22 protein-coding genes and 1 pseudogene are annotated in these 19,821 nt (G+C 41.7%); 20 read left to right on the top strand and 3 right to left on the bottom strand.

Translation table 11 applies throughout. The features are described from left to right. Positions 1-8: 8 nt before the first annotated feature. Positions 9-983 carry a ring-cleaving dioxygenase gene (locus tag AC6HZ4_RS22190; RefSeq protein ID WP_497491962.1) on the bottom strand — a complete coding sequence of 325 codons (975 nt, stop codon included), beginning with the start codon at positions 981-983 and terminating at the stop codon, positions 9-11. A gap of 478 nt (positions 984-1,461) precedes the next feature. Between AC6HZ4_RS22190 and AC6HZ4_RS22185 the strand changes: the two genes are divergently transcribed. The 10 genes and pseudogenes from AC6HZ4_RS22185 to AC6HZ4_RS22140 all read left to right on the top strand — a co-directional run. Continuing rightward, positions 1,462-2,331, top strand: a complete 870-nt coding sequence (locus AC6HZ4_RS22185) for an ABC transporter permease (RefSeq protein ID WP_497495803.1) — start codon at positions 1,462-1,464, stop codon at positions 2,329-2,331. A 16-nt stretch (positions 2,332-2,347) separates the two neighbouring features. Beyond that, on the top strand, positions 2,348-3,232 hold the full coding sequence (locus AC6HZ4_RS22180) for a carbohydrate ABC transporter permease (RefSeq protein ID WP_497491961.1): 885 nt from the start codon (positions 2,348-2,350) through the stop codon (positions 3,230-3,232). Between the two features lie 54 nt (positions 3,233-3,286). Continuing rightward, positions 3,287-4,795: an ABC transporter substrate-binding protein gene (locus AC6HZ4_RS22175; protein ID WP_497491960.1), complete on the top strand. Its 1,509-nt coding sequence runs from the start codon at positions 3,287-3,289 to the stop codon at positions 4,793-4,795. Positions 4,796-4,872: 77 nt separating this feature from the next. Next, on the top strand, positions 4,873-5,523 hold the full coding sequence (locus AC6HZ4_RS22170) for a YesL family protein (protein ID WP_497491959.1): 651 nt from the start codon (positions 4,873-4,875) through the stop codon (positions 5,521-5,523). A gap of 229 nt (positions 5,524-5,752) precedes the next feature. Continuing rightward, the gene (locus tag AC6HZ4_RS22165) at positions 5,753-6,379 is read left to right on the top strand and encodes a chromate transporter (protein ID WP_497491958.1); all 627 of its coding nucleotides are present in this window, start codon (positions 5,753-5,755) and stop codon (positions 6,377-6,379) included. A 23-nt stretch (positions 6,380-6,402) separates the two neighbouring features. Next, on the top strand, positions 6,403-6,942 hold the full coding sequence (locus AC6HZ4_RS22160) for a chromate transporter (protein ID WP_497491957.1): 540 nt from the start codon (positions 6,403-6,405) through the stop codon (positions 6,940-6,942). Positions 6,943-6,978: 36 nt separating this feature from the next. Then, on the top strand, positions 6,979-8,142 hold the full coding sequence (locus AC6HZ4_RS22155) for an ROK family protein (protein WP_497491955.1): 1,164 nt from the start codon (positions 6,979-6,981) through the stop codon (positions 8,140-8,142). Between the two features lie 171 nt (positions 8,143-8,313). After that, on the top strand, positions 8,314-8,703 hold the full coding sequence (locus AC6HZ4_RS22150) for a hypothetical protein (RefSeq protein WP_497491954.1): 390 nt from the start codon (positions 8,314-8,316) through the stop codon (positions 8,701-8,703). A 59-nt stretch (positions 8,704-8,762) separates the two neighbouring features. Next, the gene (locus tag AC6HZ4_RS22145) at positions 8,763-10,004 is read left to right on the top strand and encodes a multidrug effflux MFS transporter (RefSeq protein WP_497491953.1); all 1,242 of its coding nucleotides are present in this window, start codon (positions 8,763-8,765) and stop codon (positions 10,002-10,004) included. A gap of 70 nt (positions 10,005-10,074) precedes the next feature. After that, positions 10,075-10,212, top strand: a pseudogene (locus tag AC6HZ4_RS22140) (aldehyde dehydrogenase family protein); the annotation flags it as partial. A 196-nt stretch (positions 10,213-10,408) separates the two neighbouring features. On the opposite strand, the gene AC6HZ4_RS22135 reads toward AC6HZ4_RS22140, so the two are convergent. After that, positions 10,409-10,651, bottom strand: coding sequence for a spore germination protein (locus AC6HZ4_RS22135; RefSeq protein ID WP_497491952.1), 243 nt, complete (start codon positions 10,649-10,651; stop codon positions 10,409-10,411). A gap of 33 nt (positions 10,652-10,684) precedes the next feature. Next, positions 10,685-10,918, bottom strand: coding sequence for a spore germination protein (locus tag AC6HZ4_RS22130; protein ID WP_497491951.1), 234 nt, complete (start codon positions 10,916-10,918; stop codon positions 10,685-10,687). A gap of 160 nt (positions 10,919-11,078) precedes the next feature. Here AC6HZ4_RS22130 and AC6HZ4_RS22125 point away from each other — a divergent pair, with 160 nt between their 5' ends. From AC6HZ4_RS22125 to rhaB, 10 genes are all read left to right on the top strand, one after another. Beyond that, the gene (locus AC6HZ4_RS22125; protein ID WP_497491949.1) at positions 11,079-11,399 is read left to right on the top strand and encodes a hypothetical protein; all 321 of its coding nucleotides are present in this window, start codon (positions 11,079-11,081) and stop codon (positions 11,397-11,399) included. After that, positions 11,362-11,814, top strand: a complete 453-nt coding sequence (locus tag AC6HZ4_RS22120) for an XdhC family protein (protein ID WP_497491947.1) — start codon at positions 11,362-11,364, stop codon at positions 11,812-11,814. The genes AC6HZ4_RS22125 and AC6HZ4_RS22120 overlap by 38 nt, the downstream gene beginning before the upstream one ends. Next, positions 11,750-12,352: a nucleotidyltransferase family protein gene (locus tag AC6HZ4_RS22115; protein WP_497491946.1), complete on the top strand. Its 603-nt coding sequence runs from the start codon at positions 11,750-11,752 to the stop codon at positions 12,350-12,352. The genes AC6HZ4_RS22120 and AC6HZ4_RS22115 overlap by 65 nt, the downstream gene beginning before the upstream one ends. Before the next feature lie 216 nt (positions 12,353-12,568). Then, a complete protein-coding gene (locus AC6HZ4_RS22110) occupies positions 12,569-12,733 on the top strand; it encodes a hypothetical protein (protein WP_497491945.1) in 165 nt (54 codons plus the stop codon). A 65-nt stretch (positions 12,734-12,798) separates the two neighbouring features. After that, positions 12,799-14,868 carry a bifunctional aldolase/short-chain dehydrogenase gene (locus AC6HZ4_RS22105; RefSeq protein WP_497491943.1) on the top strand — a complete coding sequence of 690 codons (2,070 nt, stop codon included), beginning with the start codon at positions 12,799-12,801 and terminating at the stop codon, positions 14,866-14,868. Between the two features lie 345 nt (positions 14,869-15,213). Further along, positions 15,214-15,498, top strand: coding sequence for a hypothetical protein (locus tag AC6HZ4_RS22100; RefSeq protein ID WP_497491942.1), 285 nt, complete (start codon positions 15,214-15,216; stop codon positions 15,496-15,498). A gap of 24 nt (positions 15,499-15,522) precedes the next feature. Continuing rightward, complete coding sequence (gene yidC, locus AC6HZ4_RS22095; protein ID WP_497491941.1) at positions 15,523-16,281, top strand: membrane protein insertase YidC; 759 nt, start codon at positions 15,523-15,525, stop codon at positions 16,279-16,281. A gap of 71 nt (positions 16,282-16,352) precedes the next feature. Beyond that, on the top strand, positions 16,353-17,321 hold the full coding sequence (locus tag AC6HZ4_RS22090) for an AraC family transcriptional regulator (protein WP_497491940.1): 969 nt from the start codon (positions 16,353-16,355) through the stop codon (positions 17,319-17,321). A gap of 89 nt (positions 17,322-17,410) precedes the next feature. Then, the gene (locus tag AC6HZ4_RS22085) at positions 17,411-18,259 is read left to right on the top strand and encodes a GGDEF domain-containing protein (RefSeq protein WP_497491938.1); all 849 of its coding nucleotides are present in this window, start codon (positions 17,411-17,413) and stop codon (positions 18,257-18,259) included. 143 nt (positions 18,260-18,402) lie between these two features. Then, positions 18,403-19,821, top strand: a complete 1,419-nt coding sequence (gene rhaB, locus AC6HZ4_RS22080; RefSeq protein WP_497491937.1) for a rhamnulokinase — start codon at positions 18,403-18,405, stop codon at positions 19,819-19,821.

The following is a 19,821-nucleotide window of genomic DNA, read 5'->3' as shown; positions in this document are numbered from 1 at the left end:
TTTGCTTTTTAGCCTTGCTTCGTATCAAGCGGCTTCAAGCGCGCTTCAATTTCCTTGCGCTGCGGCTCGAAAAACGGCGGCAGAGCAAGTGATTCACCTAAATGCTCCAGCTCTTCATCTGTATCAAAGCCAGGGCCGTCTGTTGCAAGCTCAAATAGAATGCCATTCGGCTCTTTGAAGTAGAGGGAATGGAAGTAGAAGCGGTCCACAAAGCCAGAATTGCCAAATCGTGCTTGCTTGATGCGCTCAATCCAAGCATACAGCTCTTCATCGTTATCAACGCGGAATGCAACGTGATGAACGCCGCCGCGGCCGAGTCGCGCTGGAGGAAGATCTGTTCTCTCTTCTATATGCACCTCAGCTCCTGTTCCGCCTTCTCCTGTTTCAAACACGATAATATCAGGCTGGTTTGGGATGGAGGATGGATATTGTCCAACTTGACGGAATCCCATTAGCTTTGTTAATACAGCAATGGTATGCTCAGCGCGGCGTACTGTTAACTGAACAGGACCTAATCCAAGAATGCCGTACTCGCGGGGAACAGGACTTTTTTCCCACGGAATGCCGCCTGCTACACCTTTGTTTGTTTCGTCTGATACAAGAATGAGACGCTGTTCTTCAAAATCCTTAAAAGCAAGGGTGGAACGGCCTGCCCGTTCTTTAATTTCCTCATGCGCGACACCTGCTTCTTCAAAGCGCTTCTTCCAGTAGGATAATGCTTCATCACTGGCTACGCGAAGAGAAAGCGCTGAGATGCTGTTGACACCTTCATAGTTATGTCCTGCTCTTGGAATCTCGAAAAATGTAAGTTCTGTTCCCGGGTTGCCTTTTTCATCCCCGTAAAATAAATGATAGATAGATGTATCATCTTGATTTACTGTTTTTTTCACTAAGCGCAGACCGAGTGTTTTTGTGTAGAACTCAAAATTTTTCGGTGCAGCGGCTGTAATAGCAGATACGTGGTGAATGCCTTTTAACTCCATGTGGATGCCTCCCAGCTTTATTCTCTAATTGTAATTGTTCTATACCACTTTTTCTAAAATCGTGAAGTTATTAAACTAACTTTATGTAAGTTAATATATATTTATGAAGATATTATGTCAATTTCTATGTGCAATTGTCTCTCGCTTGATAGCAATTAGTATGTAACACTGTAAAAAAAGAAGAGAAAAAAGCTGCGAGGAAAGTCGAAATCAAAGAGAAAAAGCAGTTCTTTTGGGTATATTATTCTGAAAAGTCTGAAAAACGGTAGGAAAAAGTCGTTTTTATGGTAGGTAAGCGATTACATCTCCTGTATGATGAGAATATCAAAAGAAAGCTAAAAACAAAGGGAGGGAGCGAAAAAGCATGGCAGAACTATCAGTGAAAAATCAAGAGATAGAAGCAACTGCAGGATCAGAAGCGAAGACAGGGCTGGCAAGGCGGCTAAGAAAGTTTAAAAGGTACAGAATCCTATTTTTGATGACAATACCGGGTGCCTTGTACTTATTGATTAACAACTATTTGCCGATGTTTGGGTCAGTTATTGCTTTTAAAAATTACAATGCTGCCGATGGTTTTTTCGGAAGTGAATGGGTAGGCTTCAAAAACTTTCAGTACTTGTTTCAGACAAGAGATGCATTGGTTATTACACGAAACACGCTCTTGTATAACTCCGTCTTTATTGTATTGAATACCGTTTTTGCATTGGGTTTAGCTATTTTATTGAATGAAGTGAGAAATAAAATTGCATCGCGCTTTTACCAAAGTGTAATCATTCTTCCACACTTAATTTCAAGCGTTATTGTTGGATTTTTGGTGTTTGCTTTTTTAAGTATTGAAAACGGTTTCTTGAATAAAACTATTTTGCCAATGCTTGGGATGGACCCAATCTCTTGGTATAGTGAAGCGAAATATTGGCCATATATTTTAACCCTTGTGAATCTTTGGAAAAGTGCTGGTTATCTGTGCGTTGTCTATTTAGCAGCCATTATCGGGATTGATAAGGAATACTATGAGGCAGCAGAATTGGATGGTGCAAGTAAGTGGCATCAAATTCGCTACATTACGATTCCAATGATCACACCGATCATTACAGTAATGACACTATTAGCAATTGGCCGTATTTTCTATGCGGACTTTGGTTTGTTCTATCAGGTTCCGCTGAGTGCAGGGGCACTGCAGCCTACAACAGATGTAATCGATACTTATGTATACCGCGCATTGCTGAACACAGGAGATATTGGAATGTCGTCAGCAGCTGGTATGTATCAATCGGTTGTTGGATTCCTTCTCGTTGTTCTCTCAAACTATGTTGTTCGTAGAAAAAGCAAAGAAAATGCTTTATTCTAATTAGGAGGTGTAGCTTATGAACAAACTCAATAAAACACCGTGGATTGCCCATGTCGTCTTAATACTAGCTGTGCTAGCTTGCTTGCTGCCATTTGTTCTGTTGTTTATGTCATCGATTATGGATCAGTCAGTACTTATCAAAGATGGTTACACCTTTTGGCCAAGCGAATTTAGTATGGCTGCATACACGTTTTTAGCGAAGAATATGTCCTTAATCGGAAAAGCCTACGGTATTACAGCGCTTGTAACGGTTATTGGAACGACTCTTGGTCTTGCATTAACAGCCCTAATTGCGTATCCATTATCAAGGAAGGACCTGCCATTTCGAAAGGTTCTTGCATTATTCGTCTTTTTTACAATGCTATTTAATGGCGGATTGGTACCGACGTACATGGTCTATACGCAGGTACTTGAGTTAAAGGATACGATTTGGGCATTAATTTTACCAAACTTTTTAATGAACGCCTTTTATGTATTCTTAATGAGAACGTTCTTTGAAACATCCATTCCATTTTCACTTGTGGAATCTGCGTATATGGATGGCGCAAGCGAGTTTAAAATTTTCTCAAAAATCATTTTGCCTCTTTCCACACCAGTGCTGGCAACAGTTGGTTTATTCCAGGCACTTACGTATTGGAACGATTGGTTTAATAGCTTAATCTACATTAACAATCCAGAGCTTTATAGCATTCAATTTTTGCTGAATAAAATTTTGCTGGATATCCAGTTTTTAAGCTCCAGCAACTTCGGTTCTGGTGCGGCAGCAGAGATTTTATCGAATATCCCGACAGAAACAGTACAAATGGCGATGGCATTCGTCGGAGTTGTACCAATTATGATCGCGTATCCGTTCTTCCAAAAGTATTTTGTAAAGGGACTTACAATTGGGGCTGTTAAGTAAGGTTGCTCTCGGCGATCAGTCGATTAGCTAATATATATAAATGGGGGAAATTACATGAGGAAATTAATGAAAAGCATTAAGTTTACCCTAGCAACAGGGGTTGCCGCGTCAATGATTTTGGCAGGCTGCTCTAACAGTTCATCCAAAACAAGCAGTAACGAATCTGCTGGTAAGTCTGGTGAACCGTATGAAATTCAAATGTTATTCCCAATCGGGGGAACAGAGAAGGGATTAAATGAGGTTCTTGATGAGATGAATAAAATTACAAAGGAAAAAATCAACGCTACTGTGAAGATAAAAACAACGAGCTGGGCAGCTTGGACACAGCAAAGCAATCTGCAGCTTGTCAGCGGTGATAAGATTGATATTATTATGGAACGGGGAGATACACTGGGTACACACGTAACGAAGGGCTTCCTTTTACCTCTTGATGATCTATTAAAGAAAGAGGGTAAAGGCATTACAGACATAATGGACCCAGATTACTTAAAGGCTGCTTCTGTTGACGGAAAGGTGTATGCGCTTCCAAGTATTCGTGATATGGCTTCGGCCTGGGGCTTTGTAATGCGTAAGGATATCGCGGACAAGTACGGTATTGATGCAACGAAGATTAAAACGTTTGATGAAATAGAAGAAGCGTTTAAAAAGGTGAAAGAGGGAGAGCCAAATATGACTCCTGTTTCACCAGAGGTTGGTCAATCCATTATTTGGCGCTATCTGAACACAGTACATGATCCGCTCGGTGATAGCATTGGTATCTTGCCAAATATCGATAATGGTTTAAAGGTTGTGAACTACTATGAAACAGATGAGTACAAGCAGCTAGTAGAGCGGATGAGAAAGTGGTATCAAGCTGGCTATATCACTAAAGATGCAGCAACAAACAAAAAGGTACCGGGAGAACTGATTAAGTCAGGGTCAGTATTTGCATATTCTACTGGTTTGAAGCCAGGCTTTGATACTCAAACAGAGAAACTCACAGGAATGCCGATGGTTTCTGCAGAAATTGCATCGCCAACGATGACAACAACACAAGTATCTGTTATCAACTTCTCGATTCCTAAGAATTCGAAAAATCCAAAAAAGGCAATGGAATTTTTAAACCTGATGTATACAGACCCGCAAATTGTTAACCTATTTGACTGGGGTGTAGAAGGCAAGCATTATGTGAAGCGTTCTGATGGTTTCATTGAGTACCCGCAGGGAACAGACCCGGCAAATCCGCCGTATGGTATCAGCCAAGCTTGGATGTTCGGTAATCAGCTGCTGTCTCATATCTTCGTTGGAGATGATGCAGATCTTTACAAGAAGCTAGATGCATTTAACAAAGGTGCAAAAAAATCTAAAGCCCTCGGCTTTACGTACAATCCAGAGCCTGTCAAAACGGAGCTGGCTGCCATTAACAATGTTATCACACAATACAAGATTGGTTTAGAAACTGGTACGCTTGATCCGGCTGAAAACTTGCCAAAGTTTATTAAAGCATTAAAAGCTGCCGGCATTGACAAAGTCATTGCTGAGAAGCAAAAGCAGCTAGATGCTTGGGTAAAAACACAAAAGTAATGCATTGACAATAATAAGGGTCCTGAGGAAGCTGTTTCCTCAGGATTGTTTGTCATAAATAGGATGGGGGTTGTCTTATGCGGATAGAGGGAACGTTATATCGCATTTGTGTATGGATTTATCAACTTGCGTACTTGAACGTATTATTTCTCATTAGCTGTCTTCCTGTTGTTACGATATTTCCAGCAACTGCTGCCATGTTTGGGATTGTGAGGGAATGGGTGAACAAAAGAGAAGTTCCGATTTTCTCTACGTATCGACGACTATTTAAAGAGAATTTGAAACAAAGCTTTACAGTCGGTATCATCATTACATGTATCAGTGTCATGCTGCTAGGAGATTTATATTTGTTAACAAAACTGAAAACAAACCTTACTCCTTTTATATTAAGCGGTGTAAGCTTTGTTGGTTTTTGCTTCGTTGTTTCTGTTTTGTATGTCTTCCCATTGATGGTAAACAGCCATTATACCTTTAAGGAACTTGTGAAAACGTCTTTTAAGTTCGGACTTTATAAATTTTCATTTACTGCGGCGAATTTGATTGTGCTGGGAGTATGGCTGTATTTCTCGCTAAGATTTTCCTTCTTTCTTGTTTTCTTCTTTTTTAGTATTTCTGCATTTGTTACATATTGGCTTGCAGGGCAGAAGCTGTCGAGCTTAGAGAGGGAACAGCAGCTTGTTCCACAGCGATCGGCATCAGCCCGCTCCCGTATCCGTCTTGTGAAGTAAGACTGGATATAACGCAGTGTGCTGTACGTATCTATGCAGTCAAACAGACCTAAAACAGCAAGGGAAAAGAACCTTGGTTGTGTTTTAGGTCTTGTTTGGTTTATTCGTAGAGCAGCAGTAATAGGTATTTGCTTGTTTCACATAAAATTTTAACAGCACACTTTTATCCGAAATGGAGAAAAGTGTGCTATGATAGTAGTAACGAAGCCGCATACATGGGGGGAATCATATGAAAACGGACTTGAAGCTGTTGTGGGGAATTTTCTTAGTGTTTTTAAAAATTAGTCCTGTTACGTTTGGTGGAGGATATGCAATGATTCCTGCTATTGAAAGGGCGGTTGTTCGGCAAAAGAAATGGTTGAAGGCGGAGGATGTGACGGATGTATTTGCCGTAGCAGGCTCTGTTCCCGGGGCGGTTGCGATTAACGCTGCCACTTTCATTGGATATCGCATTGCCGGAATCGGCGGCGCAATTGTCGCCATGATGGGTGTATTAGTTCCTACCTTTTTAGTTGTTGTTGCAATTAGCCTTTCCTTCTTTTATTTAAAAGATAATCCCAAAATGGCTGCTGCCTTTAAGGGCATTCGACCGGCAATTGTCGCATTGATTACATTCGCCGGGTATAAAATTTGGAAGACGGCTGTTTTTGATAAAACGACATTAACTACAGTGTGTGTAACGGTTTTCTTTTTATTAATCTTACACATTCATCCTGTCTTTGTGATTATATGCGGAGGAGCAGCAGGGGTTGGATTGGTAAAGGTAAAAGAGAAGCTAGGATATGCGACTCGTTTGGATGAGCCGAAGACAGAGGAAGTTCCCGATATTCATTATTTTATGGGCGCAGGTATATAAGAGGGCAGAAAGAGGGGAAGAGTATGCTTTTATGGGGGCTGTTTAAAACGTTCTGTATCATCGGTCTTGTTTCGTTTGGCGGGGGCTATGCGATGATTCCTGTAATTGAAACAGAGGTTTCAAGAAACGGCTGGATGACAACGCAGCAGTTTACGGATGCTGTTGCGATTGCCGGTATGTCTCCTGGCGCCATTGCGACGAACAGTGCGATGGTTGTTGGTTATCAAACAGCTGGTGTGTTGGGAGCGGTCGTTGCTGCTCTTGGCATGATTTTGCCTTCCGTCGTTATTATCCTGCTTGCCGCTGTCTTTTTTAGCAGAGTTCATAAAAATAAAACCGTACAATCGGCATTTTACGGATTACGGCCTGTTGTAGTCGGCATGATTATCTATGCGGCGGTGAAGCTCGCTCTTTCTAATGGGATGGTGAATTCCGTTTCCTATTATTCTATTAGTGCCTTTCTATTGTTTTCGCTTTCTTTATTTGCTTTAATCCGTCTGCGTATGCATCCTGTTTATGTGATTATTCTTGCAGGATTAGTCGGTGTAACCTTATATTCCTAGCTAAATAGGCGAGTGGAGAGGAAGGAGAGGATGCTTATGCTGAAGCATTTTCTGCAAGCAGACTTAAGAAAAGATAAAGAGCTAAAATCGTTGTACCAGCTCATTCATAAAAAAGGCCCTGTTACGAAGGCTTGGCTGCTTGAGCAAACCAAAATGAAGCAAACGACGCTGACGAGAATGATGGATGAGCTTCTTAACAAGCAGTTGATTCGCGAGTGCGGCTTGGCTGAGTCGAGTGGAGGAAGGCCGCCTGTCCTGTACGATATCGATGCAGGCAGCCATTTTATAGTTGGTATTGATATTACCCGGATTCAAACACGAGTTGTGCTGACGGATCTCCGCTTTCAGCAGATAGAGAAAAAATCGTTTGTAATGACGGATGAACATACACCGAAGAGAACGATTTCCGAGATAAAGAGCATCATTTCCGGATTTATGAAGAAATATCAATTTACGATGGATGAACTGCTTGGAATTGGAATCGGCGCGGTCGGACCACTTGACCGGGATACAGGGATTATTTTGCACCCGGAAGCATTTTACGCTCCTGACTGGGCGCATGTATCGATTGTGCAGCAGCTGCAAGAAGCATTTCCTGTTAAGGTGCTGCTTCGAAATGGGGCACATACAGCTATTATTGGGGAATCCTACCATGATCCCTTTGCGGGAGAAGATATTCTGTATTGTATAAGCGGCGAAGGTCTTCGCTGCAGTGTGATGACCAATGGCGAGCTGCTGCAAACGAAAACCGGAGATGTGAGTGCCTATGGCCATATGATTATTGAGGTGAATGGGCGTCCGTGCGCATGCGGGAAAAAAGGATGTATTACCTCTTATATATCGCACAAGGCGATTCGGCAGGAATTGGGTCAGTTATTGAATAGAAGCTCGATTACGACGGAAGAGATGATGAAGATGATCGAGCAAAGACAACCTGCGGCTGTACAAGCGGTTATGAATTCTGCTTATTATTATGGAGTTGGGATTGCAAACATGGTGAATTTACTGCATCCGGACGTTGTAATGCTAAGCGGAGCCCTAATATACAATTATCCAGAATATTATAAAGCTGTTATTGATGCCGCTCTTCAGCATGTGTACCATATGGGGCAGGAGCACGTTACTTTTACCCAAGGTGTGCTAAAGTCGGATGCGGCAGCTATAGGGGCGGCTGTTTTTATTTTTCAGTCGTATTTTTGAATAGTAAAACTTTGGACAAGGGTGTTGGAAAACGCCCTTTTTTCATACATATCAAAGTCTGAACAATGATCCTAAGCGAGAATCGCTAAATATTTTTTGTGCTACAAAAATTGCTTTCTTATTAGAAATGATTTATGATTTTTTGTAGAACAAAAAATATGAGGAGAGCATATGAAGGAGCTGACATTTACATCATTTGAGCAGTATGAGCAATATTTAAAGGAGAAAATAGCGTATAAAGCAAGAAAGCGAGGCTTGCAGGGGAATGCTTTGACTGAATACTTGCAGAAGCATGAGAATGATGCAGCACGTATTTGGAAGGAGCATGATTGTCAGACATGGCTTGAGAAGGACGGCTATGTGACGATTGCTGTGTGGAGGGACGAAAGCGGTCAGCGGAAAATTGGAAGAGGCAGGCCGAAGAAGGCAGAGTGTGAAAAGCTGAAGCACTCGATCCATGTTCGCTTAGATGAGGAAACATATCAAAAGCTAAGCCATTTTTGTAAGGAAAAAAATATGGACATTTCCGAGGCAATCCGGCTTTTGATTCGACGTATGTAATTTGAAAATCTCTTGATTTTTTCTAATTAGCTTTTCGTTCAGGAAAGGAATGATTGTATATGGGGAATTCTTTAGAAGGCTCAATAGATAACACTCTATCAAAATCTAAGCGATTATGGATTGCAGCTATATTAGGAACATTAGCCGCATTTGGTCCGTTGTCCATTGATATGTACTTGCCGGCACTGCCGGATTTGGCGAATGATTTTCACACTAGCCCTTCTTTTGTACAGCTTAGTTTGACCTTTTTCTTACTCGGTCTTTCTTCGGGGCAGCTGCTTGCCGGTCCGCTTAGTGATGTGTATGGACGGAGAAAACCACTTCTCATTGGGCTCATTATTTATTTTGTTGCATCGATCTTATGTGTGTTTAGTCCTTCTATTTGGACGTTAATTTTGCTTCGGTTGATTCAAGGAATGGCTGGGGCTGCCGGAATTGTCATTTCCCGTGCGATTGTACGGGATTTATACTCTGGTTCGGAACTCACGAAGTTTTTTTCATTGCTTTCTCTAGTAAACGGGATTGCTCCTATTTTGGCGCCTGTATTTGGTGCGCAGCTGCTGCGAATCGCACCGTGGCAAGGGGTATTTGTCGTGTTAAGCTTCATCGGCTTCGCTATGTTTTTCGTTGTTATGTTCGGTCTTCCTGAAACGTTGCCAAATGAACGCCGCTTAGCGGGAGGCTTGAAAAATACGCTGCTTACGTTTCGGAATATCCTTCGTGACCGCAGCTTTCTCGGCTATGCACTGTCGCAAGGCCTTGTATTTGCTGCGATGTTTGCCTATATATCAGGCTCACCGTTTGTTGTACAAAACATATATGGGGCATCGGCACAAATGTTCAGCTTGATCTTTGCTATAAATGGGCTGGGAATTATGCTAGCTAGTCAAACAACGGGCAGATTAGCCAGCATAGTAGGTGAGACAAGGCTTCTTGTCACTGGTTTATGCGCGGCCTGGGCTGGAGGGGTTACGCTGCTTATTGTATTGCTGCTTCATGCAAGCTTGTATGTCGTATTAATTCCGTTGTTTTTTGTTGTTTCAAGTGTCGGAATAGTAAATGCGGCGGGATTTTCATTGGCTATGCAAAAGCAAGGCAAGTCGGCAGGCAGCGCATCGGCCCTGCTTGGGGTGATTTCATTGGCATTTGGCGGCATGGTTGCGCCTCTTGTTGGATTGGGAGGCGAGCATTCGGCCGTTCCGATGGGAGCGATTATTGCAGCTTTAGGTACTGGCGCTGTTTTGTCTTATCTATTTTTAGTGAGGAAATCATCTGTAGCACGTGAAAACTCAGTTTCATAATCTCAGAAGCTGAAAAAATATTTTGCCTGTTTTCTATAACAGAACAATGATATTGTAAAAGGAACATTCCCACGATGAACCGAATGTTCCATTCGGTGGTGAGAAGGCCTCTGGATTGGGACGCTATAATGGCGTTTAGGGATTGGAAGAATTTACGACGTTTAAGTGGGTATCTGTACAACACAGCAAGCGAGAGTATCCATTTTGATGGATTTACTGCTAGTGTTTACTTCAGGTCAAAATTCCCTGGACGGATAAACACGATGAAGTGTCTTGCTGGACATTGCTCTACTAACGGATCTGAAATTGAAAAGGAATGGAAAATGCACCCTAATCCACTTGAGTGGATTAGGGTGCATTATGTTTTTCTGGCATTACAACGCGGAATCGGCTTTACTTACCAGCTATGCCTGACCAGATATAGGTGCAGCTGCGTTTGCCACTTGACCTTGATCACTAATATCAGAATCATTAACACCGGTTGCCATCACGCTATTAGCAAAGGACAAATCCCCTAATGTAAAACAAGCACCCATCATTTTGCTGTTGGCAGTGTGGCTGTTGTGAACGGTTGGACCGATATCAATATTACCGTTTTGTGTTACACCGTTAACTTTAATATTAAAGACGTTTATTGCATACGGCATGAAATGAGCCTCCTAATTTTATGAGTTTTGTTGTTACCCAACAATTGGTGATTCTGTATTGGCAGCTTCGGATTGGTCAAAGTAATCTGGATCATTCACACCTAAATCTACTTGTGCATGTACTGGGGATGTATCACCTACTGAGGTGGAATTCCCTAAAAATTTGCTATGGGCAGAGTGGCTATTATGGAAAGCAGGACCGATATTGACGGAGGCGTTACTTGCCATGCTGTTTATTTTTATATTTTGGATATTTATCAGAAGCATAATTTACCCACCTATCCTTCTCCGTTACACTTACCACAGTATATGAAGTTGTTCGAAAAGCGTTAAAGAATTAGGGAGGATTACAGCTGCTGATCCATGTGTCAGTACTAAAGGTTTTAGACAATTAATATGATAAAGTAGCCGCGAAAAGAGGTCTTATATGGACCAATATCGTGTGATTGGAAAAAGTATTACCAGAAAAGAAGTGTTCGATAAGGTGATGAGAAAGACGCAGTATATGGATGATGGGCATGAAACAGGAACGCTGCACGTGAAGCTTTTGACGAGCAGGTATGCTCATGCAACTATCAAGAAGGTGATGATTGAGCTTATATTGAATATAAATGGAGAAAGCCGAAAAGGGATTGTTAGGACAGCAGATACTGAGGAGCGGCTGAGCTCAAACATTTGCCGCGGCCGAAGACGCAAAGCCGCTCGTTCGCTTGGCCAGAGAAACTGGTTTTTTTATTACTGTTTGTGATTGGCGTGAGGGATTATGCACACCGTTAAGGTTTCCCGAGGCAGACTCCTGTATGATTGGATTTCCAAAAGAAGTGATATCTAGATTAGCAATTATTGAACATGATTTTATAGTTATAATGACACATCATTTCAAGCGGGACCAAGAGCTACTCACGCTCCTGCTGCGTCGTCCCTGCCGCTATGTAGGGATTTTAGGGTCAAAGCGGCGTACGGCCCGCTTATTTGGAGAAAGGGAAAAGCCTGCGTGGATTTCTTCCCCGGTCGGTTTATCCATTGGAGTACAGGGGCCGTCGGAAATTGCTGTTAGCATCATAGCAGAACTGATACAAATAGTGAGGATGAAACAAGATGAAAATAGTAGGGATATACCTAGCAGCGGGAAACAGCAGAAGAATGGGACCTGGGATGCATAAGCTCTGCCTTCCCATGCAACAGACATTGCTCGGAAGCCTGGCGCTCGATACTGCGCTTGCTTCACATTTAAACGAAATTGTAGTGGTTACGAATAGCGCATCTTGGCTTTTAGATGGAGTTCATAAGGAAGAGGTACATATTCTTTCCTGTCCGAACGCATCTTTAGGCCAATCCTATTCTTTACGCTGCGGCATCGTGAAAGCAGAAAGCATACAGGCGGATGGGGTTATGGTCATGCTGGCTGATCAGCCGTTTATTACAGCTGCGCTTTTGAATCAAATCATACATGAGTTCCAGCAACAGCCGGATATTCAGTATGTAGCAGCAGCTTATCAAGGTATTCCACGTCCCCCTGTTTTATTTTCCAATCAGCTTTTTTCAGTTTTGAAAAAGCTAAAGGGAGATCAAGGAGCCCGTTTTATTTTTTCTGATCCTTTATTTCGAGGGAAGGTCCTTCCGTATGATGATGCGAAGCTGTTTTATGATGTAGATACATGGGACGATTATCATAAAGTAAATCGTTTCTTTTCAAAATGACTGTACTGCAGAGAAGGAAGGACCTGTAGTAACTTTTCCTTAGCTGCGCATATTGCTGTCGGAAAGGAGTGCAACGTCACTTGCTTTAGGCTGAGTGAAGAAAAAGATGAAGGAAATGATGAGCACTGCCATAAAGAAAACTATGCTAAAGATTGATTCGTTTTATTGACCTATTTTTATGTAAAATGCGCTGTACATATGTGTTTACAGCAGCCTATGAATAAGCAAGCCCCTGCTGATATCCAGCAGGGGCTTTCAATGCTGTCTGTTAGTAGAGGAGCGGGTCAAGGCAGAGATTTGAAAGAGATTAAAACAAACAAGAGAACAAAAATAAACAAAAATAAAAAAACATATTTAAAAATAAAAAGATATGTTATATAATAAATTCAAACATAAACAAACTATTAAAACGAGAAAACAAACATAAACAAAGGTGGTAAAACAAAATGGTAAAAAGTCTATGGCAAGCAGAGCAAGCAGCACAATTGCAGCAAGGTGTAGAAGAATTAGCATACCGCTCCAATTTAATTGGAACAGATCGATCCGTATGTAACTGGGGCGGCGGCAATACATCGATGAAAACGTTTGAGAAGGATTTCCGCGGCCGCGATGTGGAAGTTATGTGGGTAAAAGGAAGCGGTTCCGATTTAGGAACAATGAAGGTTCAAAATTTCACCGGCTTACGTATGGAAGATATTCGTCCATTAATCGAGCGTGATGAAATGCCGGATGAGGAAATGGTAGCATACCTAGCGCACTGCATGATCGACAGCAAGCATCCGCGCGCATCCATCGAAACATTATTACATGCATTCTTACCGTTCAAGCATGTAGACCACACGCATCCAGATGCAATCATCAGCCTTTGCTGCGCAGATAACGGCAGACAGCTGGCTGAAGAAATTTACGGAAATCGTTTCGTTTGGGTACCATACGTACGACCTGGCTTTACATTATCCAAAATGATTGCGGAAGGCGTAAAAAATAATCCAAACGCTGAGCTTGTATTAATGGAAAAGCATGGTCTTGTTACATGGGGCGAAACATCTGAAGAGTGCTATGCAAAAACAATCGCAATTATTAACGAAGCTGAAGAATATATTAATGCTCGCATTGACGAAGAAAAGGTATTTGGCGGTCAAAAATACGAAGCACTTTCCGCTGAGGAGCGCAGAAGCATCCTAGCACAAGTCATGCCTGTAATCCGCGGTGCGGTAAGCGATGAAAAGAAAATGATTTTATCCTATGATGATGCAGAAGATGTACTTCAATTTGTAAACAGCTACAATGCACCTGAGCTTTCCCAAGTTGGAGCAGCTTGCCCGGATCATCTTGTGCATACAAAGCGCACACCGCTTTACATTGACTGGAATCCGCAAGCTGAAGATGTAAACAGCTTAATCGAAAAAGTGAAGGCTGGCGTTGCAAGCTTTAAAGAAGAGTATGCAGCATACTTTGAACGCAATAAAAACGAAGGCGACAAAATGTTTGAAGCAGCGCCTCGCGTAATCCTCATCCCTGGTATCGGTATGGTAAACTCGGGTAAAAACTTAGCGATGTCACATGTAAGCGGCGCATTATACCACCGTGCAATCGCAGTTATGAAGGGCTCTACAGCACTAGGTGAATTTGTATCCTTAAACGAAAATGAATCTTACAATGTAGAGTATTGGCCATTAGAGCTTTACAAATTAACACTTGCTCCAGCTGAAGCTGAATTCTCCCGCAAGATTGCCTTTATCACAGGCGGTGCAGGCGGAATCGGCAGCGCAACAGCACGTCGTCTTGTGTCTGAAGGTGCGCATGTTGTATTAGCTGATTTGAACCTTGAAGGCGCACAAAAAGTTGCGGCTGAAATTAATGAAAAATATGGCGAAGGCCGTGCGATTGGCGTGAAAATGGATGTTACAAGCGAAGAGCAGGTACAAGCAGCATTTGCAGAAGCAGCTCTAGCATACGGCGGTGTAGACATCATTGTAAATAACGCAGGTCTTGCAACATCCAGCCCATTTGATGAAACATCACTTAAGGAATGGAACTTAAACATGAACGTGCTTGGAACAGGCTACTTCTTAGTGGCGCGTGAAGCATTCAAGCAAATGAAGGTACAAGGCGTTGGCGGAAACATGGTATTTGTTGGATCTAAAAACTCTGTGTACGCTGGCAAAAACGCAGCAGCATACAGCTCTGTAAAAGCTCTTGAAACACACTTGGCGCGTTGCATCGCAGCTGAGGGCGGCGAATTTGGAATTCGTGTAAACTCTGTTCTTCCTGATGCGGTTCTACAAGGCTCCGCAATTTGGGGATCCAACTGGCGTCAAGAGCGTGCAGCAGCATACGGCATTGAACCAGATCAATTAGAAGAGCATTACCGTAAACGTACAACATTGCTTGTTAACATTTACCCGCAGGATATCGCAGAATCCATTGCATTCTTCGCATCCTCCAAGGCAGATAAAACAACAGGCTGCATGATTACAGTTGACGGCGGTGTACCAGCTGCGTTTACGCGATAATGATAGATAGTAGCCTCTATTTTCCCCCTTAGATAGAGCTATAGAAGCAAAAAAGGACTAATCCGTAAAGCTGGATTGGTCCTTTTTCTTTGTTATATTAGGGGATTTCGTAAATTCCTTATGTAGAACAATCATTATTAGTCGATATATGGTGTAAAAATCTATTGCAAGGCCGTGAAGGGAATGTAACGATGCATAACGAATACAAAACATAATGAACAAAATCATATATTTCAGTAATCTATTTCATCCAGTTATCACAGCATTTTCCAAGCCTGCTCATCCCAATCAAAAAGGTTGTTGTTCCTCCTTTATGTTATAATGGGTTTAGAAGGATGTGAAACTGTGGAATTTTTTATACCGGATGGCTCTATGTATATAGCGTTTGTCTTGCTGACTACGTTCTTTCTATGTATGGCATCGCAATTCGCTGCAGCCCAGTCCGTACATAAGCAGGTTTCTTTGCGACAAGGAGGCTTGTATGTTGTACAACATATTGATGTTCGTTCTGGTTATAACATCGTGCCGTCTATTTATTCCAGATATAAAATGATTTGCTCTATCTGCAGACAAGAATCTGTTGGAGAGCAAGATGATGAAGGTCCATATCTCCCACTGTTTTTCGCATAACAGAAAAACAGTGGAGGGGAATATATGTCAAAACTTATAAAGATTTTATCGATGACGCTGTTATTTGCAGGTATACTGGCGGGATGCAGCGCAGCCGCATCTTCTTCAGGGCAACATACTGATTTGTGGCACCACTATTTTATTTATCCGATGTCGTTGCTTATTGTTCATATCGCGAAGGCGTGGGTATTCCAAAGCTTTGGCTTTGCCATTATGATTGTAACTGTTGGCGTGCGGATGCTTCTCATGCCTCTCAATATTATGCAGTATAAGAATCAATTGAACATGAAGCGGCTTCAACCACAGCTACAGGAGCTTAAAGAGAAGTACTCATCTAAGCATGCAGAGGAACAGAAGCAATACCAAATGGAAATGATAAAGCTGATGCAAGAGAATAAGGCAAATCCAATGATGGGATGTCTTCCTCTCATCGTCCAGCTTCCGGTTTTCTCAGCTGTTTACTATGCGATTCGACAAACAAAGGAGATCAGCGATTCTTCCTTTTTATGGTTAAACCTCGGGCATCCTGACCCATACTTTGTGCTTCCGCTTCTTGCAGCATGTATGACATATATACAAGCGAAGGTCGTTCAAGCGGATGTTCCAAGGGAACAGATGGCGCAGGTTAGAATGATGCAATTTATGTCACCGGTCATGGTCCTTATGTTTGGCTTTGCTTCCCCATCAGGACTTGTGTTGTATTGGCTGACAGGCAGCATTTTTATGATTGTACAATATACGATTTTGAAAAAGCTGTATCGAAATGAAACGGCTTCAGCTTAAGAGGGGGAGAGAGCATTCTGTCATGGCGGAATGCTCTCTTGTTTATCCGATAAGGGTAGGAGGAAAACTGGATGACCTTTGATTTACTAAATGAGTTAATAGAATTGACAGAGGAGGAACAAGCCATCCTCCAGCAAAAAAAAGAAGTACGAAGAGAGCTGTATACAAGTCAGGCTCATTTTATCATTGAAGGCGACAAGTTTCTCAATAAAGAGAAAATGATTATGGTTCGGAAGCATACACGCTTTGTAGATTTTCCAAAGCATAAGCATGACTATATTGAAATGAATTATGTGTATAATGGCACGCTCAGGCAAAAGGTCGGCGGGAAATCGATTAATTTAAAGCAGGGCGAGCTGCTTATTTTGAATCAGCATATTGAGCATGAAATTGAAGCTTGTGCAAAAGAGGACATTGTTATCAACTTTATCATACGAGCGGAATTTTTTGATTTTATTTTCTCTTACTTAAACTCTGAAAATATTGTGAGCGATTTTTTAATTAACAGCTTATATAACAATACGCAAAATGGACAATTCATGTACTTTAAAGTGGCGGAGGTCACCGAAATTCAAGAGATGCTTCAAAAAATCATTATAGAGATCATGAATCCCTCTTTATTGTCGGAATCCACAATTAAGCTATATATGGGACTTTTCATGATTGAGCTCATCAAGCACTCCGACAAGGTAGAACAAAGGGAAGAGTCCTCCCTGCAGCACTTTTTAGTTGTTGAGTCGTTAAAATATATTGATCAGCACTTTCAGAATGCATCCCTGTATGAATTAGCAGACAAGCTGAACCAGTCTCACTATGGCCTCAGCAAGCACATTAAGAAGGCTACGAATTATACATTTAAAGAGCTGCTGCAGGAAAAGCGCTTGAGTAAAGCAAAGGAACTATTAGAGAGCACTGATCTGCCGATTGCTTCAGTTGTCGAGCAAGTAGGCTATGATAATATTAGTTATTTTTATCGTATTTTTAAGAAGAAATATGGCCGAACACCGAAGGAATGGAGGGATTATGAAGCAAAGGCGTAGCTTGCCTATAGCCGTTTCTGCATAACGAATGAGTGATAGTAAGTAACTAAAGTAAACGAGCGAAAAAACTTCTTAGGAGCGCGATCATCTTGAAATGGAAGCCGTTTTTATTGATTATAGCCGTAATAGCCCTTATTTTCCCTATTTATATAAGAACACATTTTCACTATCCTCCAGAAACGTGGAATCTCCTGCAGATCGGGACTTTAATTATGATTTTGCTGTATCCGAGATGGATTGTACTTGTATGTATGCTTGGAGTGACAGGAGGTATTATTTACGCGTGGGAGCCGATGTTTTCAGGCCCTATCTCTCTTTCGCCATTTAGGATGGTATTGCCTAGTATTATAACAAATGGTCTTCTATTAATGATTGTCATGTACTATCGGATTCAAAGCGATACAGCGATGAAAAAGCTAGAGGAGCTTTCTTTTAGGGATCCGCTCACAAACCTTTGGAACCGGCGTTATTTTGAGCACTATAAGGAAAAAAGCTTTCAAGTTTTACAGAAAAAAACAAAGGAACAGAGCATCATTGTTTGTGATATTGACCATTTTAAAAAGATTAACGATACCTATGGACACTTGCTTGGCGATGATGTTATTAAAGCGGTAGCAGGTCTTTTAAAAGAGCAGAGCAGGACAAGTGATATAGCTGTGCGTCTTGGAGGAGAGGAGTTTTTAATTTTCCTGCCTGATACAGGGGCAGAGGAAGCCTTTCAGATTGCTGAAAGCATCCGGCAATCAGCCCTAGACTGCCGGGTTCAGGACCAGGAAAATACAATCTCATTCACGTTGAGCTTTGGAATCGCAGTATATAACGGACGAGAGAGTGTTCAGCAATTCATCCATAGGGCAGATCAGGCTCTCTATCAGGCTAAGGAATCAGGCAGAAATCGAACATGCCTGCATACAGCAGAAACAGAGCATTCCTTTTAAAATTCCTTGCAGCTCTTATGCTATTTCAACAAGATATGTGCAAATAAGGACAATAAAAAGGCGACTCACGTTATTTTTTTTTGTCCTTATTTCCCTTATCCTATAAACATAAGCAAACGCTTTCAATATAAAGGGTGATAAGAATGACAAAACATTGTTTAGCAGTTGATATCGGCGCATCAAGCGGGCGGCTCATTGCAGGCCATATAGAGGATGGCGTCTTACAACTACAGGAAGTACATCGTTTTGAAAATAAAATCGTGCAAAAAGGCGATCATTTTTGTTGGGAAGTAGATATGTTATTTGCGGAGATTAAAAAAGGCATTCACAAATGCCGTGAGCTTGGTTTAAAGCCGGAGAGCATCGGTATTGATACATGGGCGGTAGATTTTGTACTGCTGGATGAAGAAGGAAAGCCTTTAACAGATGCAGTGGCTTATCGCGATCCAAGAACAGACGGGATGATGGAAGAGGTTTTTAACATTATCTCAAAGGAACGCCTTTATTTAGAAACGGGTATTCAATTTCAAAAGTTTAATACAATTTATCAATTGTATGCTCTTAAACAAAGCAATCCGGAGATTTTAGAAAAAGCAAAAACGTTTTTAATGATTCCAGAGTATTTTAATTACTTATTAACGGGCAAGAAGGCGAACGAGTATACAAATGCTACATCCACGCAGCTCGTGAACGCTTTTACAAAGAAATGGGATAAGCAGCTATTGGAGCAATTGGGCATCAATCCTGATATGTTCCAGGAGATTCAAGCGCCGAAGACCATCTTAGGGAATTTGACAGAAGAGCTTGTAGCTGAATTCGGATTTGATATGAAGGTTGTCTTACCGGCAACGCATGATACAGGGTCAGCGGTTATAGCTGTTCCGGAACTAGAAGATACGATTTACATCAGCTCTGGTACTTGGTCTTTAATCGGTGTGGAAAATCCGTTTCCGATTTGTGTGACGAAGGCTTTAGATTACAATTTCACAAATGAAGGCGGAATTGATTATCGCTATCGCTTCTTAAAGAACATTATGGGTCTTTGGATGATTCAGGAAGTGAGAAGAAATTATAACAATCAATATTCCTTCGCTGAGCTTGTACAGCTGGCACAAGAAGCTGCAGATTTTCATTCTATTGTGAATGTTGATGATGCAAGATTTTTGAAGCCGGATAATATGATTGAAGCAATTCAGAACTATTGCCGGGAAGCAAACCAGCCGGTGCCAAGCACAGCAGGAGAGGTCGCGAAGTGTGTATTTGACAGCCTGGTAGTCAGCTATCAGAACGCTATTTGTGAGATTGAAGAAATCTTTGAAAAAGAGTTTAAAACAATCAATGTCATCGGCGGCGGCTGCCAAAATGAGCTGTTAAATCAAATGATTGCCGATGCGACAAATAAGATGGTATACGCTGGACCTGTTGAGGCAACCGCGATTGGAAATATTGCCGCACAGCTGATGGCGTTAGGTGAAATTGACAGTCTAAATGAAGCAAGAACACTCATTAAGCAGTCATTTGAAGTGAAAACATTTGTGAAAACAGAGGCTTATATAAATTAA

It is taken from the genome of Ectobacillus sp. OTK (genome assembly GCF_059698935.1).
Note: the sequence above shows the minus strand (reverse complement) of the source record. Positions and strands in the feature narration are given on the sequence as shown.

Excerpts from the sequence above, each read along its gene's own strand:
- AC6HZ4_RS22145 (WP_497491953.1), top strand. The coding sequence starts at position 8,763 with ATGGGGAATTCTTTAGAAGGCTCAATAGATAACACTCTATCAAAATCT.
- AC6HZ4_RS22190 (WP_497491962.1), bottom strand. The coding sequence starts at position 983 with ATGGAGTTAAAAGGCATTCACCACGTATCTGCTATTACAGCCGCTGCA.
- AC6HZ4_RS22110 (WP_497491945.1), top strand. The coding sequence starts at position 12,569 with ATGAATAAGCAAGCCCCTGCTGATATCCAGCAGGGGCTTTCAATGCTG.
- AC6HZ4_RS22160 (WP_497491957.1), top strand. The coding sequence starts at position 6,403 with ATGCTTTTATGGGGGCTGTTTAAAACGTTCTGTATCATCGGTCTTGTT.
- AC6HZ4_RS22090 (WP_497491940.1), top strand. The coding sequence starts at position 16,353 with ATGACCTTTGATTTACTAAATGAGTTAATAGAATTGACAGAGGAGGAA.
- AC6HZ4_RS22155 (WP_497491955.1), top strand. The coding sequence starts at position 6,979 with ATGCTGAAGCATTTTCTGCAAGCAGACTTAAGAAAAGATAAAGAGCTA.
- rhaB (WP_497491937.1), top strand. The coding sequence starts at position 18,403 with ATGACAAAACATTGTTTAGCAGTTGATATCGGCGCATCAAGCGGGCGG.
- AC6HZ4_RS22125 (WP_497491949.1), top strand. The coding sequence starts at position 11,079 with ATGGACCAATATCGTGTGATTGGAAAAAGTATTACCAGAAAAGAAGTG.
- yidC (WP_497491941.1), top strand. The coding sequence starts at position 15,523 with ATGTCAAAACTTATAAAGATTTTATCGATGACGCTGTTATTTGCAGGT.
- AC6HZ4_RS22135 (WP_497491952.1), bottom strand. The coding sequence starts at position 10,651 with ATGCCGTATGCAATAAACGTCTTTAATATTAAAGTTAACGGTGTAACA.
- AC6HZ4_RS22175 (WP_497491960.1), top strand. The coding sequence starts at position 3,287 with ATGAGGAAATTAATGAAAAGCATTAAGTTTACCCTAGCAACAGGGGTT.
- AC6HZ4_RS22170 (WP_497491959.1), top strand. The coding sequence starts at position 4,873 with ATGCGGATAGAGGGAACGTTATATCGCATTTGTGTATGGATTTATCAA.
- AC6HZ4_RS22130 (WP_497491951.1), bottom strand. The coding sequence starts at position 10,918 with ATGCTTCTGATAAATATCCAAAATATAAAAATAAACAGCATGGCAAGT.
- AC6HZ4_RS22165 (WP_497491958.1), top strand. The coding sequence starts at position 5,753 with ATGAAAACGGACTTGAAGCTGTTGTGGGGAATTTTCTTAGTGTTTTTA.
- AC6HZ4_RS22150 (WP_497491954.1), top strand. The coding sequence starts at position 8,314 with ATGAAGGAGCTGACATTTACATCATTTGAGCAGTATGAGCAATATTTA.
- AC6HZ4_RS22115 (WP_497491946.1), top strand. The coding sequence starts at position 11,750 with ATGAAAATAGTAGGGATATACCTAGCAGCGGGAAACAGCAGAAGAATG.
- AC6HZ4_RS22185 (WP_497495803.1), top strand. The coding sequence starts at position 1,462 with ATGACAATACCGGGTGCCTTGTACTTATTGATTAACAACTATTTGCCG.
- AC6HZ4_RS22180 (WP_497491961.1), top strand. The coding sequence starts at position 2,348 with ATGAACAAACTCAATAAAACACCGTGGATTGCCCATGTCGTCTTAATA.
- AC6HZ4_RS22105 (WP_497491943.1), top strand. The coding sequence starts at position 12,799 with ATGGTAAAAAGTCTATGGCAAGCAGAGCAAGCAGCACAATTGCAGCAA.